Source organism: Devosia sp. LjRoot3, from assembly GCF_964252865.1.
Taxonomy (GTDB): domain Bacteria; phylum Pseudomonadota; class Alphaproteobacteria; order Rhizobiales; family Devosiaceae; genus Devosia.
Map to the genome: position 1 here is coordinate 473475 of NZ_CAXUPK020000002.1, position 14326 is coordinate 487800.

Annotated in this window: 15 protein-coding genes; 13 read left to right on the plus strand and 2 right to left on the minus strand. The window is 61.5% G+C overall.

Features of this window, described 5'->3' with window-relative positions; genetic code table 11:
- Nucleotides 1-97: 97 nt before the first annotated feature.
- Both ACSQ2A_RS09375 and ACSQ2A_RS09380 read left to right on the plus strand, forming a co-directional pair.
- Entirely contained in the window at nucleotides 98-559 is a 462-nt protein-coding gene (locus ACSQ2A_RS09375; RefSeq protein ID WP_436071986.1) for a GNAT family N-acetyltransferase, read from the plus strand.
- Between the two features lie 86 nt (nucleotides 560-645).
- The gene (locus ACSQ2A_RS09380) at nucleotides 646-984 is read left to right on the plus strand and encodes a cupin domain-containing protein (RefSeq protein WP_436071987.1); all 339 of its coding nucleotides are present in this window, start codon (nucleotides 646-648) and stop codon (nucleotides 982-984) included.
- A 42-nt stretch (nucleotides 985-1026) separates the two neighbouring features.
- On the opposite strand, the gene ACSQ2A_RS09385 is transcribed toward ACSQ2A_RS09380, so the two are convergent.
- Complete coding sequence (locus ACSQ2A_RS09385) at nucleotides 1027-1956, minus strand: 2-hydroxyacid dehydrogenase (protein WP_436071988.1); 930 nt, start codon at nucleotides 1954-1956, stop codon at nucleotides 1027-1029.
- 152 nt (nucleotides 1957-2108) lie between these two features.
- Between ACSQ2A_RS09385 and ACSQ2A_RS09390 the strand changes: the two genes are divergently transcribed.
- From ACSQ2A_RS09390 to ACSQ2A_RS09420, 7 genes are all read left to right on the plus strand, one after another.
- Entirely contained in the window at nucleotides 2109-2510 is a 402-nt protein-coding gene (locus ACSQ2A_RS09390; protein ID WP_436071989.1) for a hypothetical protein, read from the plus strand.
- Nucleotides 2511-2678: 168 nt separating this feature from the next.
- Nucleotides 2679-4100, plus strand: a complete 1422-nt coding sequence (locus ACSQ2A_RS09395; protein WP_436071990.1) for a circularly permuted type 2 ATP-grasp protein — start codon at nucleotides 2679-2681, stop codon at nucleotides 4098-4100.
- Nucleotides 4101-4102: 2 nt separating this feature from the next.
- On the plus strand, nucleotides 4103-5053 hold the full coding sequence (locus tag ACSQ2A_RS09400) for an alpha-E domain-containing protein (RefSeq protein ID WP_436071991.1): 951 nt from the start codon (nucleotides 4103-4105) through the stop codon (nucleotides 5051-5053).
- Between the two features lie 9 nt (nucleotides 5054-5062).
- The gene (locus ACSQ2A_RS09405) at nucleotides 5063-5866 is read left to right on the plus strand and encodes a transglutaminase family protein (protein WP_436071992.1); all 804 of its coding nucleotides are present in this window, start codon (nucleotides 5063-5065) and stop codon (nucleotides 5864-5866) included.
- Nucleotides 5867-5940: 74 nt separating this feature from the next.
- The gene (locus ACSQ2A_RS09410; protein ID WP_436071993.1) at nucleotides 5941-6849 is read left to right on the plus strand and encodes a MurR/RpiR family transcriptional regulator; all 909 of its coding nucleotides are present in this window, start codon (nucleotides 5941-5943) and stop codon (nucleotides 6847-6849) included.
- 76 nt (nucleotides 6850-6925) lie between these two features.
- Entirely contained in the window at nucleotides 6926-7849 is a 924-nt protein-coding gene (locus ACSQ2A_RS09415; protein WP_436071994.1) for an ABC transporter substrate-binding protein, read from the plus strand.
- Nucleotides 7850-7956: 107 nt separating this feature from the next.
- Nucleotides 7957-8847, plus strand: coding sequence for a LysR substrate-binding domain-containing protein (locus ACSQ2A_RS09420; protein ID WP_436071995.1), 891 nt, complete (start codon nucleotides 7957-7959; stop codon nucleotides 8845-8847).
- A gap of 6 nt (nucleotides 8848-8853) precedes the next feature.
- Here ACSQ2A_RS09420 and ACSQ2A_RS09425 read toward each other — a convergent pair whose 3' ends face one another.
- Nucleotides 8854-9117, minus strand: coding sequence for a CBU_0592 family membrane protein (locus tag ACSQ2A_RS09425; protein WP_436071996.1), 264 nt, complete (start codon nucleotides 9115-9117; stop codon nucleotides 8854-8856).
- A 262-nt stretch (nucleotides 9118-9379) separates the two neighbouring features.
- Between ACSQ2A_RS09425 and ACSQ2A_RS09430 the strand changes: the two genes are divergently transcribed.
- Genes ACSQ2A_RS09430 through ACSQ2A_RS09445 form a run of 4 tightly spaced genes read left to right on the plus strand, consistent with a single transcriptional unit; the run spans nucleotide 9380 to nucleotide 14326 of the window.
- Complete coding sequence (locus ACSQ2A_RS09430) at nucleotides 9380-10951, plus strand: ABC transporter substrate-binding protein (RefSeq protein WP_436071997.1); 1572 nt, start codon at nucleotides 9380-9382, stop codon at nucleotides 10949-10951.
- Complete coding sequence (locus ACSQ2A_RS09435; protein WP_436071998.1) at nucleotides 10951-11898, plus strand: ABC transporter permease; 948 nt, start codon at nucleotides 10951-10953, stop codon at nucleotides 11896-11898. Before ACSQ2A_RS09430 ends, ACSQ2A_RS09435 begins: the two co-directional genes overlap by 1 nt.
- The gene (locus ACSQ2A_RS09440; protein ID WP_436071999.1) at nucleotides 11895-12722 is read left to right on the plus strand and encodes an ABC transporter permease; all 828 of its coding nucleotides are present in this window, start codon (nucleotides 11895-11897) and stop codon (nucleotides 12720-12722) included. The genes ACSQ2A_RS09435 and ACSQ2A_RS09440 overlap by 4 nt, the downstream gene beginning before the upstream one ends.
- On the plus strand, nucleotides 12719-14326 hold the full coding sequence (locus ACSQ2A_RS09445) for an ABC transporter ATP-binding protein (RefSeq protein WP_436072000.1): 1608 nt from the start codon (nucleotides 12719-12721) through the stop codon (nucleotides 14324-14326). Before ACSQ2A_RS09440 ends, ACSQ2A_RS09445 begins: the two co-directional genes overlap by 4 nt.

Consider the following 14326-nt stretch of genomic DNA (forward strand, 5'->3'; position numbering starts at 1 on the left):
CTGGGGGCCAAATCAATCTGAGGCTATCGGGTTCTGGTGAAACTGTTAATCGGGGTCTCATGCAGTTTGGTGCAAGGCGGACATGCCTGGAGGGATTATGAGCATAGTTATCACTGGCCTGCTCATCGATCATGACGAGGTGCTGAGCGGTCTCGTCGATCTCTTCGAGAGCCAGTGGGCCGATTGGTACAATCCGCGCGGCGCTTCGGCGCGGGCGGACCTAACCGAGCGGCTGGAGCGGAACCGGCTGCCGCTGGGGATCGTGGCCTTTGTCGATGGGACGCTGGCGGGGACATGTGCCCTGACGGTCAGTTCGGGCGGGCTGACGGAGCGGTCGCCCTGGCTGGGCGGGCTGCTGGTGGAGCCAAAATTGCGGCGACAGGGTGTTGGATTGGCATTGCTGGAGCGGGCAAAAGTCGAGGCGCGACGGCTGGGGTTTGCGCGGCTGCATGCGCTGACGGCGGAGGCGCGGGAGCTGTTCGAGCGTGCGGGCTGGCGGTTGGCGGAGAATGTCGAGGTGTGCGGGGTGTGGCACGGGATTTATGTGACGGCGCTCTGAGAAGTGAGGAAAGGGGTGCGGGGGCGCTTTCTCCTGTCGAACTTCCCGGTCGCCGTTCGTCGCCATGGCAACACGAGGAGATTGTCATGACCTATGTTTTGCGCGCTGCCGATCGGCCGGCTTCGCCTAGCCGGACTATCCGCTTTGAAGGCGGCAGCTATGGCACGCCGATTTCCTTCTTTTCGGTCGACAACGAGCCGGGGCAGGGGCCGGGGCTGCATATCCATCCCTATCCCGAGACCTGGATCGTCAAGCGCGGGCGGGCGCTGGTGGTGGCTGGGGAGGAGACGTTTGAGCTCGGCGCGGGCGATATCGCCATCGCGCCGGCCAACGTGCCGCACAAGTTTACCAATATGGGGCCCGATCGCCTGGAGATCGTCTGCATCCATGCCGCGGGGGAGATGGTGCAGGAGGATTTGGAGTAGGGGGCTCTTCACCTCTCCCCCAAGGGGACAGGTGAAGAAAGATCAGACCACCGCCGAGATCAGCGGTTCGCCGGCAAAATGCCGTTCGAGATTGGCTACCAGAAGCGCGCCCATGGCGTCGCGGGTCTGGTTGGTGGCGCTGCCCTGGTGGGGGGAAAGGACCACATTGTCGAGGCCGAGAAGGGCTTCGGGGACTTGCGGTTCTTTCTCGAACACGTCCAAAGCCGCGCCGCCGAGGCCGCCGTTTTGCAGGAGTTCGACCATGGCGGGTTCGTCGACCAGGGTGCCGCGGGCGACGTTGACCAGCATGCCCTGGGGGCCGAGTGCTTCGAGGACCTTTTTCGAGACGATCCGCTCGGTGCCCTTGCCGCCGGGGGCGATGATGACGAGCCAGTCGCTGTCGCGGGCCATGTCTTCGAGATTGTTGTAGTAGATATAGGGCACAGACGGTTGCTGATGGCGGCCGTAATAGACGACGCGCATCTTCATCGCCTGGGCGCGGGTGGCGATTTCCTTGCCGATGCGGCCGAGGCCGAGAATGCCGACGGTCTTGCCGGTCAGTTCGGAGAAGAGGCCGAAATTATTGCCCGGCCATTTGCCCTGACGCACGAACTGGTCGCCCTGCGGAATGCGGCGGGCGAGGGAAATCATCAAGCCGATAGTGATCTCAGCGACCGCATCGTTGAGCACATCGGGCGTATTGGTGACGCGGATGTTTCGGGCCTTGGCCGTCGCCGTGTCGATATTGTCGTAGCCGACGCCAAAGCTGGCGATGATTTCGAGATTGGGCAGCTTTTCCATCAGCAGCTTCTGGACGCCTGAGCCGGCATGGGCGCGGATGCGGGCGCCATTGGCGGCGAGCCAGGCGTCCTTGTCGGCAATCTCGTGCAGCTTGTGGACGGTGTAGCGCTCGGCAAGGGCTTTTTCGCAGGAGGCCAGCAGGGGCCCGGTCTGCAGAATCTCGATGGTCATGGCGAACTCACAGAAACTTATGTGGAAACACAATATGGATGAGCCGCCCGGAGGCAAGCCCCGTAGCGAAGAGCACGCTTGCATCCGGTACCAAAAGGGCTCGGTTTGACCGTGATATCAGGCTTCGCTCTTTGCTGGACGAGGGTGTGAACATGGATGAAGAATACAAAAAGCTCCGCGCCGGCTGGATGGAAGGGGAGCGTGACCGTGAAGGCGCGCTTAGGTTGCTGTTTCTTTCCTGGATGCACTGGGCCGATCCGCCCGCTGTCACCGACATGGAGGACGCTCCCGAGGCTGCCAATTTGTGGCACGCCATCTTTGCCCACTTCGATGGCGAGGCCTCGTCCGATCCGGAATTTCTGTACGTCGCCTCAATCATGGCAATTGTTGCGGGCTGGGGCCTCGGCGACGAAGATGAGTGGACAGCCGCCGCAGAACGCCTACGGGCAAGATCGCGTCAAATAAGACCGGAGGGCTTCACGCCGGACGCGTTCAAGGGGCGTGGCGACTACGGCCGGTATTTCGCTCATCACGCAGCGTCACCCGCGAACTGATCGAGCACAAATCGTCCCGCGCGAATGAGAGCATTTTGTGCGGGCTTTGCGCAAGGCTGACCTGCACTAAAAAGCGGCAAGTCGCGGCTTTGACCGTCTGGACGGCAACGACCAATTGTGTAGCAATGGTTTGGCGATGGGAAAGCCGTATCAAACCTGCGAAGAGTAATGGGCGAAAACACGCCGTTTGACGAAATGTACAATGCGGATGGATCTGTCCGCGAACCTTACCGCGCCCTCAGCGAATGGCTGGCGGAACAGCCCGAAAAGGGGCTGGCGCTGATGCAGGCGGACGCGGAAGCGATCTTCCGAAAGCTCGGCATCACCTTTGCCGTCTATGGTTCGGAAGAGGGCACCGAGAAGGTCATTCCCTTCGATGTCATTCCGCGCATCATTGCCGCCAATGAATGGCGCAAGCTGTCGCGGGGGATCGAGCAGCGGGTCAAGGCGCTCAACGCTTTCCTCTACGACATCTATCACCGCCAGGAGATTTTGAAGGCCGGGCGGATTCCGGAAAAGCTCATTCTCAACAATGCGGCCTTCTGTCCGCAGATGATGGGGCTGGAGCCGGCACGGGGTGTTTACGCGCACATTATCGGCGTCGATATTGTCCGCGTTGGGCCGGATGAGTTTTACGTGCTGGAGGACAATCTCCGCACGCCGTCGGGCGTCTCCTATATGCTGGAAGATCGCGAGGCGATGATGATGCTGGCGCCGGACCTGTTCCAGCGTTCCAAGGTCGCGCCGGTTGAAACTTATCCCGAAAACCTGCGGCGGACGCTCGAAAGCGTGGCGCCGGCGGGGGCGGGGCGCAATCCGGTGATCGCGGTGCTGACGCCGGGCATCTACAATTCGGCTTATTTCGAGCACTCGTTCCTGGCCGACCAGATGGGCGCGCAGCTTTGCGAGGGGCAGGATCTCTTCGTCGATGGCGGCAAGGTCTATATGCGGACGACGACGGGACCGGAGCGGGTCGACGTCATCTATCGCCGCATCGATGATGATTATCTCGATCCCCTGACCTTCAGGCCGGATTCCATGCTGGGCGTGCCGGGCATTTTCGATGCCTATCGGGCGGGGAATGTCACGCTGGTCAATGCGCCGGGTACGGGCATTGCCGACGACAAGGCCGTTTATACCTATGTGCCTGAAATCATCGAGTTCTATCTCGGCGAAAAGGCGCTGCTGAATAACGTGCCGACCTATAACTGTACCGACGAGGACCAGCGGGCCTGGGTGCTCGAAAACATCGGCGATCTCGTGGTCAAGGAAGTCCATGGTTCGGGCGGCTATGGCATGATGGTCGGGCCGACCTCGACCAAGGCGCAGCACGAGGAATTCAAGAAGAAGATCATCGCGCGGCCGGACAATTACATCGTGCAGCCGACATTGGCGCTCTCAACCTGTCCTACGCATATCAACAACGATGTGGCGCCGCGCCATGTGGATTTGCGGCCCTATGTGCTGGTGGGCGACGAGGTGCGGATCACGCCCGGCGGGCTGACGCGCGTGGCATTGAAGAAGGGGTCTTTGGTCGTGAACTCGTCGCAGGGCGGCGGGACCAAGGATACCTGGGTGCTGGAAGACTAGTCATGAGAATGCTGGGACGTACCGCACAAAACCTTTTCTGGCTTTCACGCTATGTGGAGCGCGCCGAGAACATGGCGCGCCTGCTTGAGGTCGGCTACCGCATGTCGCTCACCAGCCGTCGCGAGGGCGGGGCGAGCGAGCATCTGATTTCCATGCTGCAGGCAGCGGAAATGGATGAGGCTTTCGCCGAAAGGCACGAGGTCGCCGATGTCGACACCGTCGCCTATTTCATGATGTTCGATCCGGCCAATCCGTCATCGGTCTATTCGTGCCTGCAGGCCGCACGCACCAATGCGCGTTCGGTCCGCACCGCGATCACCACGGATATGTGGGAGAGCATGAACGGGGCCTGGCTCGAATTTTCGCAGATCAAGCCGCGCGATGTGCGCGGGGCGAAACTGCTGGGTCTGCTGCAATGGGTGCGGCAGCGCAGCCATGAATTCCGCGGGGCGCTGCTCGGCACCATTTTGCGTGACGACGGTTTTGCGTTTTTGCAGGCGGGCAATTTCGTCGAGCGGGCCGACAATACGGCGCGTATTCTCGACATGAAATACTATGTGCTGCTGCCTCGATCGAGCCTGGTTGGCGGGGAAATTGACATCCAGCAATGGACGCTGATTTTGAGGGCGGCTTCGGCGCACCGGTCTTACGGGCATGTCTATCATGACCGCTACAAGGCCCATAACATCGCCGATTTTCTGATCCTTCGGACGGAAATGCCGCGCTCGCTGATCTATTGCGCGCATTTCGTGCGCGACAATCTCAACCTGCTCGCCAAGCTTTATGGGCGGCGCGAGGCGTGTCACGACGCGATGGATGACCTGCTGAAGCTCGTCGAGGGGACGAACATGGATCAGATTTTTACCCATGGCCTCCACGAATTTCTCAACGACTTCATCGACGGCAACAATCGGGTGACCGACACCTTGTCGGCCAGCTACAATTTCTACTGAGCTCACTCCATGCGGATTGCCATTGACCATCGATTGAGCCTGACCCTGCCGGAAGGCACGGGGCAGGCTGTTTTCCACCTGCTTCTGACCCCACCGAGCGGGCCGACGCAGACGGTGGAAAGCTGGAGCGTTGAGGGGCCGGGCATCGGCAATGCCGGACGCTTCACAGATGGCTTTGGGAATGCGGCGCACCTGGTCAACCAGTTGCGGCCCGAAGGCGAGATCATCATCCATGTGCGCGGCGAGGTGACGACGCGTGATAGTCATGGCGTGCTTGGGCGACCTGCCGGTGAACCGGTGTCGGCGCTCTATCGGCGGCTCACGGAGGCGGCCAAGGCGCCGGAGGCGCTTTATGAGCCGTTTCGCCACAGCAGGGAAAACCGGCTGAGCATTTGTCATGCCCTGATGGCGCGCGTTGGAGAAGAGCTGGGGCTGCCCGAAGAGCCGAAGGAGCCCCAGCAGATGCAGGCGGATGGCGGGCAGGCGCAGGTGCAGGAGGTTGCCGAAGCAGGCGAGCCACGGCCGCCCGCGGCGGACTATGCGCAGCTTTTCATTGGTGCGGCGCGGGCACTCGATATTCCGGCACGCTACGTTGTCGGCTATCGGCTTGTGGATGGAGAAGATGGGCTCCATGCTTGGGCCGAGGCTTTTGATGAAGGCCTTGGATGGGTGGGCTTTGATCCCTACGCGCAGATCTGTCCGACAGAGCGCTATGTGCGCCTCGCCATCGGGCTCGATGCGGAGACCGCCCCGACGCTGCGTACGGTGCCGCTGGCCGAGGTCGTGCAGGTGGCAAAGGTTTCGGCCCTCTAGCGCCAAATCTGCAGCGGTTTGCGGACTGGAAATGTAGTAGCGTGTCGCTGCTACATTTTGGACCGATCGGGATCATGGCCGAAAACGCTGCTTCGCCTCCCTTGGACAGGCTCTCCGCGCGTCTGCGCAGCAGGGCGACGAAGCTGTCGCCGAAGCTGCGCAAGGCGGCGGCCTTCTTCGATGAAAATCGTGGGGATGTGCTGGAGTTGAGCGCGCTGGAGATCGGCGGGCTGATCGGCGTTTCGGACGCGACGGTGGTGCGCGCGGCAAGGGCGCTTGGCTTTTCGGGCCTGACTGAACTCAAGAAGGCGATTGCCGGAACGCTGGGCGCGGCCCCGACCCATGTTCGGAACCTGCAACGTGCTCTGGCATCGGTCGACCAGGATGTCGATGGTGCCATCGATCTCGTTCTGGATCACGAGGCACAGTTGATCGCGAACCTGGCGGAAGGCGAAGCACGCCGGGCCATTCCTGTTGCGGTTGATCTCCTGCACAAGGCCCAGCGCGTCGTGGTGTTTGGCACCGGCACATCGGGGCTGATTGCGGCCTATGCCGTGCGTATGTTGGCCCGCCATGGCAAGCCGGTTCTGCTGCTCGATGCCACCGGCTTTGATCTTGCCGAACAGATGTTGACCCTGCGCGAGGGCGATGCTGTGCTCATGCTGTTTTTCGGCCGCGCCTATCCCGAGGTGGAGGTGCTGATGGAGGAGGCGCGTAACCGGGGCCTGCCCATGGTCGTTGTGACCGAGAGCGCGGAAAAGCCGATCCTCAAGGCAGCTAGTGCGGTGCTCGAAATCCGGCGCAGTGGTCCGGATGGGGCGCCGCTGCATGGTGCGACGCTGGTCTGTCTTGAGGCGATCATCATGGGTGTCGCCGCCATGGAGCAACAGGCTTCGCTCGATAGCCTGGAGCGGCTGCAATTGCTGCGCGCCCGCATCGTGCAGCGTCGAACCAGCGGGCGGCGGGCTCGCAGGGACCGTTGATCAGATAATTTGACTACTACATTCATGTTTCATAGCGCCTATGGCAGAAGATCACTGCGCCATCCGCGAGGACATGATGAAAAAGACCAGACCAATCCTTCCCGCCCTTGTCTTAGCCACGTTGATTGCTACGGGGGCGGCGCAGGCCCGTGACGTCACCCATGCCATGGGCGTAACGACCGTGCCCGACGCGCCGCAGCGGGTCGTGATCCTAACCAATGAAGGCACCGAGGCCCTTCTCGATCTGGGGGTGACGCCAATCGCGGCGGTGCGCTCGACAGTCGGAGAGCCCTGGTATCCTCATATCGCTGACGCCTTGGTCGAGGTGACCGAGATCGGCGCCGAGGATGCGCCGAACCTTGAAGCCATTGCGGCGCTCGAACCGGACCTGATCCTTGGCATCAAGGTGCGCCATGAAGGTATTTACGAGCAGCTTTCCGCCATGGCGCCAACCGTGATGGCCGATGTCTTTGATGGAAAATGGCTCGAAAACTATCAGCTCTATGCCGAAGCGCTCGGCCTTGAGGCCGAGGGCGAGGCTGGGGTGAAAGCGTTCGAAGAGCGCATTGCCGCGTTGAAGGTCGCTCTGGGCGACAAGGTCTCGGAAGAGATTTCGCTGGTCCGCTTCCGCGGCGGCGGGCGCACGAGCCTGCGTGCCCCCGACACGTTTGCCGGCGATATCCTGCGACGCATCGGTTTTGCCCGTCCGGCTATCCAGGCCGCACTGACTGACAATCAGGAAATCACCATGGAGCGTATTCCGGAAATGGATGGCGATCGCATCTTCTATTTTACGCGCGATAGTGGTGACGGCGAGGGGTTGGCGGTCGAAACCGAATGGACGGCGAGCCCGCTTTGGCTTGGCCTCGGCGCGGTCAAGGCCGGTGCAATCCACCGGGTCGACGACGCTGTCTGGAACATTGCCGGCGGGATATTGGCGGCCAATCTCGTGCTCGATGACATTGCCCAGGCCTATGGCGTGGAGGCGCCGCGCCAGTAGCAAGCGCGGCCTGGAAAGCGAAATAAGATGCGCGCCTTTGCGCGGTGCGATAAGCCGAAGCCTGTTGGTGTCAATCGGCCGATCAACGGCGCGCGTCGAAGTTTACAATGGCGAAATTGCAGAAATTGCCGCCGCTCAATGCGCTTGTCGTCTTCGAAGCGGCATCGCGCCTCGGCAGTTTTTCGCGCGCGGGCCTCGAACTGGGGCTGACGCAGAGTGCGGTCAGCCGGCAGATCGGCAAGCTCGAAGCTTTTATCGGCTCAAAACTCTTCACCCGCGCCGTGCATGGCGTGCATCTGACACATGTCGGCGAGGCCTATGCTGCCGATATTTCGCGCGTGCTCGGCGAAGTTGCGGCGGTCACCGAGGGTGTGCGCAGCTGGGCCGGACCGCGCCAGGTCACCATTGCCTGTTCACGCGGCATTGCCGATCAGTGGTTCATGCCGCTGCTCAAGCGCATGCAGCTTGAAATTCCGGGGCTTGAGCTGCGGCTCAAGGTGACCGACGACATCGTGCATTTGCGCCTCGATGAATTCGATCTTGCAGTTTTCTATCGCAGCGAGCGGCCGGCCGGGGTCAACCTGATCGTGCTGGGGCGCGAGGAAATCGTGCCGGTGGCCTCGCCGGGCCTGCCGCCTCTCATGGACGTGCAGGATCCGGTGATTATCGGCATCGAGGACACGATGCGCGAATGGCAGGACTGGCCGCAATGGTGGCAGAGCGCCGGGCTGACGCCGCCGGAAGGACAGCGCCGGTGGCTGCTGGGTGACTATGGGCTCTGCGTTGCAGCAGCGATGCAGGGCGGGGGCTATGTGCTGGGCTGGACCTGGTTGATCCGCGAGCAGCTCGAAGCCGGGACGCTGGTGCCCGTGCATGATCACATGATGCAGTCCGAGGGGCGCTTCTATCTCATGCGTCCGGCAGACCGGCATCAGCGCCGGATCGTGCGTGAAGTCAGCGATTGGCTGATCGCGCACAATGCCAACAATGACAGCTGATTGGGCCTACTGGTTGGCGGCACCCGCCTTGCTGCGCCGGTGGCGGCTATGGACATAGCCGACGACCGTGAAGATCAACCAGGCGACCTGGGTCAGGAAGGAGCCAAGGTTGAAATTCCAGAGCAGGGAATAGATCAGGGCCAGGCCACCGAGGATATTCAGTGCCGCATAGCGGCCGTCATCGATGGTGAGCACGCGCATCTGGATCAAGGCGTAGCCGGCCAGATAGGCCACTGCGCCGATGAGCCCTATGGCAGTCGCAAGCTCCATCTCAAATGCTCCCGAACGCGCCGCGGGGGCGCTGCAATATAGTCAAGAAACGGGGCAGTCGCGCAGCTCTGGGCATGCGCTGTTCCACCCAATAAGCGCCATCTATTCATGGTAGCGACGAAATCCTGCACGATGGATTCTGATAGGGGTATGAGAATAAATCATGCCGGGCATCGCCATTTGCCCACTAGTATTTCGGCCATGGGGACACCTGCTCCTGCGCGTGCGCAGAGGGCGGTAAGTCAAAAAACAAGGTAGGAATATGTCGCAGAACAAGTCGTCATTCGACCTGAGCCGCCGCCAGTTCATCGCTGGTGCAGCAGGGCTCGGTCTCACCACTCTCGCCAGCGGCCTTATCGTGCCGTCCGCCTTCGCGCAGGAAGCAACGCCCAAGCGCGGCGGTGTCCTGAAGCTCGGTATCGGCGGCGGTTCCACCACCGACAATTTCGACGTGCGCGTCCTCAATGACTGGGTGCCCGTCAACCAGGCCTATATGACCTTCAACGGCCTTGTCGAAATCGACAAGGACAACATGGTCCAGCCCGAGCTGTTCGAAAGCTGGGAGCCTTCGGCCGATGCCAAGGAATGGACCTTCAAGATCCGTCAGGGCGTCACCTTCCACAATGGCAAGACGCTGACCGCCGAAGACATCCTCTATTCGCTGAACCTGCACCGCGGCGAGGCTTCGACCTCGGCAGCGCGTTCGACGGCCAGCCAGTTCACCGATGTGGTCAAGGTTTCGGATACCGAGATCAAGATCGTGCTCGACAGCGGCAATGCCGATCTTCCCTATATTCTTTCCGACTATCACTTCCTCATCGTGCCGGAAGGTTTTGAGGACTGGACCAAGCCGATCGGCACCGGTCCCTTCGTGCTCGAAAGCTACGAACCGGGCGTGCGTGCGCGCTTTGTCCGCAACGAAAGCTACTGGAAGCCGAATACGGCCTGGGTCGATGCGGTCGAAGTCATCGTCATCAACGATATCGCAGCCCGTACCAATGCGATGATGAGCGGCCAGGTGCACGCCATCAACCAGCTCGACTTCAAGACCGTGGATCTGCTCAAGCGCAACCCCAACCTTGAAGTGGTGCAGTCGGCCGGTGGCCAGCACTTCACTTTCCTCATGGATTGCACCCAGGGCGTCTACGTTGACAACAATGTCCGCATGGCCATCAAGTATGCGATCGATCGTGAACAGCTGCTGACCACGGCCCTGCGCGGTTACGGCAAGATCGGCAACGATCACCCGATCCCGGTAACCGACCCGTTCTATGCCGCAGACCTGCCGCAGCGCGCTTATGATCCGGAAAAGTCCAAGTTCTATTTGAAGGAAGCCGGTCTCGACTCTCTCAACATCGAGCTGTCGGCTTCGGATGCAGCCTTCTCGGGCGCGGTTGACGCTGCCGCCATCTTCCAGGGCACGGCTGCTGCCTCGGGCATCACGCTGTCGATCAAGCGCGAGCCGAGCGATGGCTACTGGTCCAATGTCTGGATGAAGGCGCCGTTCTCGATGGGTTACTGGGGTGGCCGTCCAACGGCTGACCAGATGCTCACCATCGCTTACTCGTCGACTTCCGCACAGAACGACACGCACTGGAAGAACGAAGCGTTTGACGCCAAGCTCATCGAGGCCCGTGCGCTGCTCGACAATGCCAAACGTGGGGAAATCTACGCTGAACTGCAGCAGATGATTTCCGATGACGGTGGTGCGATGATCCCGATGTTCGGCGATTATCTCGACGCTGTGTCGACAAAACTCGGCGGCGTGACCACCCATCCGATGTTCAACTTCATGGGCGCACGCCTGGCCGAAAAGGTCTGGCTGGAAGCATAATGATCAAACTCATCCTTAAGCGTGTCGCGCTTGGGATCCTGACGCTCCTGCTGGTGTCCGCGTTGATTTTCGCGGGCACTCAGCTCCTGCCGGGCGACGTCGCCTCGGCAATTCTCGGACAGAATGCAACGCCGGAATCGCTGGCTGCTCTCCGACAGGATCTCGGCCTCGATCTTCCCGCCTGGCAGCGTTACCTGACCTGGCTCCATGGTTTCGTGACCGGCGATCTCGGCATGTCGCTCGCCAATCGTCAGCCCGTTGCAGATCTTCTCTGGCCGCGTTTCGGCAATACCATGGCGCTCGCCGCCTATGCCGCAATCGTCTCCGTGCCGATTGCCGTGCTGCTTGGCCTTGCCGCAGCCGTGCGTCGTGGTGGCATGTTCGATCGTGGCATCAACATCGTGGCGCTGGCCTTCGTGTCGCTGCCCGAATATTTCCTCGGGCTGCTGCTGATCCTGTTCCTCTCGGTGCAGTTCAACCTGCTGCCCAGCCTTGCCGATACCTATGCGGGCATGAATTTTGGCGACTGGCTGCGGGCGACCACCCTGCCGGCCCTGACGCTGGTGCTCGTCACCGTGGCGCAGATGATGCGCATGACGCGCACTGCCGTGCTCTCGGTCATGGACCAGGCCTATGTGGAAACGGCATTCCTGAAGGGGTTGCGGACCAAGCGTGTCGTCTTGCGTCATGCGCTGCCCAACGCTGCGGCGCCCATCGTCAATGTAGTGGCGTTCAATATCGCCTACCTCATTACTGGCGTGGTGCTGGTGGAAGCCATCTTCAACTATAACGGGCTCGGGCGCTTCATGGTCGATGCCGTCGCCAAGCGCGACCTGCCGCTGGTGCAGGCTGCCGCCATGGTTTTCGGGGCGGCTTACGTCATCCTCAATTCCATCGCCGATATCGCCGCCATCGCCCTCAATCCCCGTCTGAGGCATCCGCGATGACCAGCAAGCTCAAGGCAATTCCCATTTCCGCGTGGCTCGGGCTCACCATCGTGACGCTCAACCTGCTGGTCTTCGTCTTCGGACCGATGCTGGCGCCCTATGGCATGAACGAGATCGTCGGCGCGCCCTTCGATCCGCCGTCGAGCCAGTTCTGGTTCGGTCTCGACCAGAATGGCCGCGACATGTTCTCGCGGCTTCTGGCCGGTGCGCAGATGTCGATCGGCGTGTCGCTGGCGGCTTCGCTGATTTCGTTTTCCATCGGCATTCCGCTCGGGTTCGTTGCGGCGCTGTTTGGCGGCTGGGTCGATACTGTGCTCTCGCGTATCGTCGATACAGTCATGTGCATTCCGGTGCTGATTTCAGCGCTGGTGGTTTTGCAGGCGCTAGGCTCCTCGGTGCCGGTGCTGATCTTCACCATCGCGCTCCTCGACAGCACCCGCGTGTTCCGTCTGGCACGCGTCGTGGCGCAGGGCATTTCGGTGCTCGAATATGCCGAGACGGCGCGTCTGCGCGGTGAAAGCCTTGGCTGGCTGATCACCCGCGAAATCCTGCCCAACGCGCTGCCGCCGCTGATCGCTGAATTCGGCATGCGCTTCTGCTTTACCTTCCTCTTCGTCGCCGGCCTTTCCTTCCTCGGCCTCGGCATCCAGCCGCCGTTTGCGGATTGGGGTGGGATGGTGAAGGACAACCAGCAGGCAATTCTCTACGGCCTCTACGCGCCGCTCTTCCCGGCTGCCGCGATTGCGCTGCTGACTATCGGGGTCAATCTCGTGGTCGACTGGCTGCTCAATTCCGGTGCCGCAGTGCAGGGAGCCGATCGATGAGCAATGTTCTCACTATTCGCGGCCTCAAGGTCGCGGCGCCAAATGGCAATCTGCTGGTCGACGGCATCGATCTCGATCTCGCGCCCGGCGAAGTGCTGGGGCTGATCGGCGAATCCGGCGCCGGCAAGTCGACCATCGGGCTTGCTGCCATGGGCTATGGCCGTGGTGGTTGCCGCATCGTCGGCGGCACCATCGATATCGGCGGTGTCTCGCTGATGGAAGGCAATCGCGCCACCCGCGAAAACATGCGCGGCGCCCGGATTGCCTATGTAGCCCAATCGGCTGCGGCGGCGTTCAATCCGGCCATCCGCATCGGCGAGCAGATCGTCGAAGGCGCGCTCTATCATGGCAAGATGACCCGGCCCGAAGCGGAAGCCTGGAAGCTGGAGCTGCTGAAAACCTTGCAGCTACCGAACCCCGAAACCTTTGGCGAGCGCTATCCGCATCAGGTTTCCGGTGGCCAGCTGCAGCGCGCCATGGTTGCCATGGCCATGTCCTGCCGGCCCGATATCATCGTCCTCGACGAGCCCACCACGGCGCTCGACGTGACGACGCAGATCGAAGTGCTGGCGCTGCTGCGTAGCCTGATCCAGCGCTACAATACCTCGGCCCTCTACATCACCCATGACCTTGCGGTCGTGGCCCAGATCGCCAATCGCATCATGGTGCTGCGTCACGGCAAGCTGGTGGAAGAGGGAACGGCGGAGCAGGTGCTGGAAGCGCCGCGCCAGGAATACACCCGCATGCTCGTCGCTGAGCGGCAGGGCAATCTCGTTGGCGAGACCGCGGACCGCAAGATCGGCGATGTGCTGCTCGATGTCAGCGGCGTCCACGCCCATTACGGCAAGACGCCGGTGCTCGACGACATCTCGTGCAATCTGCGTCGGGGCGAGACGCTGGCTGTGGTCGGCGAATCCGGTTCGGGCAAATCGACCCTTGCCCGCGCCATTGCCGGTCTTCTGCCAACGTCGGCGGGCATGATCAGCTTTGACGGGCGCCGGCTTGATCGCTCCTACAAGAACCGCAGCCGCGAGGAATTGCGGCGTATTCAGCTCGTTTATCAGCTGCCTGACGTTGCATTGAACCCGCGCCAGACGGTTGGAGAAATTATCGGGCGTCCGATGAAATTCTACTTCGGCATGCATGATGTGCCCAAGGAGAAGGAAGTCACCCGCCTCCTCGATCTCATCGGCCTGCCGCAGGATTTTGCGACGCGTCTGCCGGGTGCGCTTTCGGGTGGCCAGAAACAGCGCGTCTGCATTGCTCGTGCGCTCGCGGCCAAGCCTGACCTCATCATTTGCGACGAGGTTACGTCGGCGCTCGATCCGCTGGTGGCCGAGGACATCCTGAAGCTGCTCAAAAGCCTGCAGCAGGAGCTGGGTCTGTCCTACCTCTTCATTACCCATGATCTCGGTGTCGTTCGGCGCCTTGCCGACCGCACACTTGTGATGCAGCGCGGCAAGATCGTGGAGCAGGGGCCGACGGTGGAAATCTTCCAGCCGCCATTCCACCCCTATACCGAAGAGTTGGTGACCTCGGTGCCTGAGCTGCGCCGCGACTGGCTCGATACCGTGCTGGCCAAGCGCCAGCAGGCGACCGCCTAG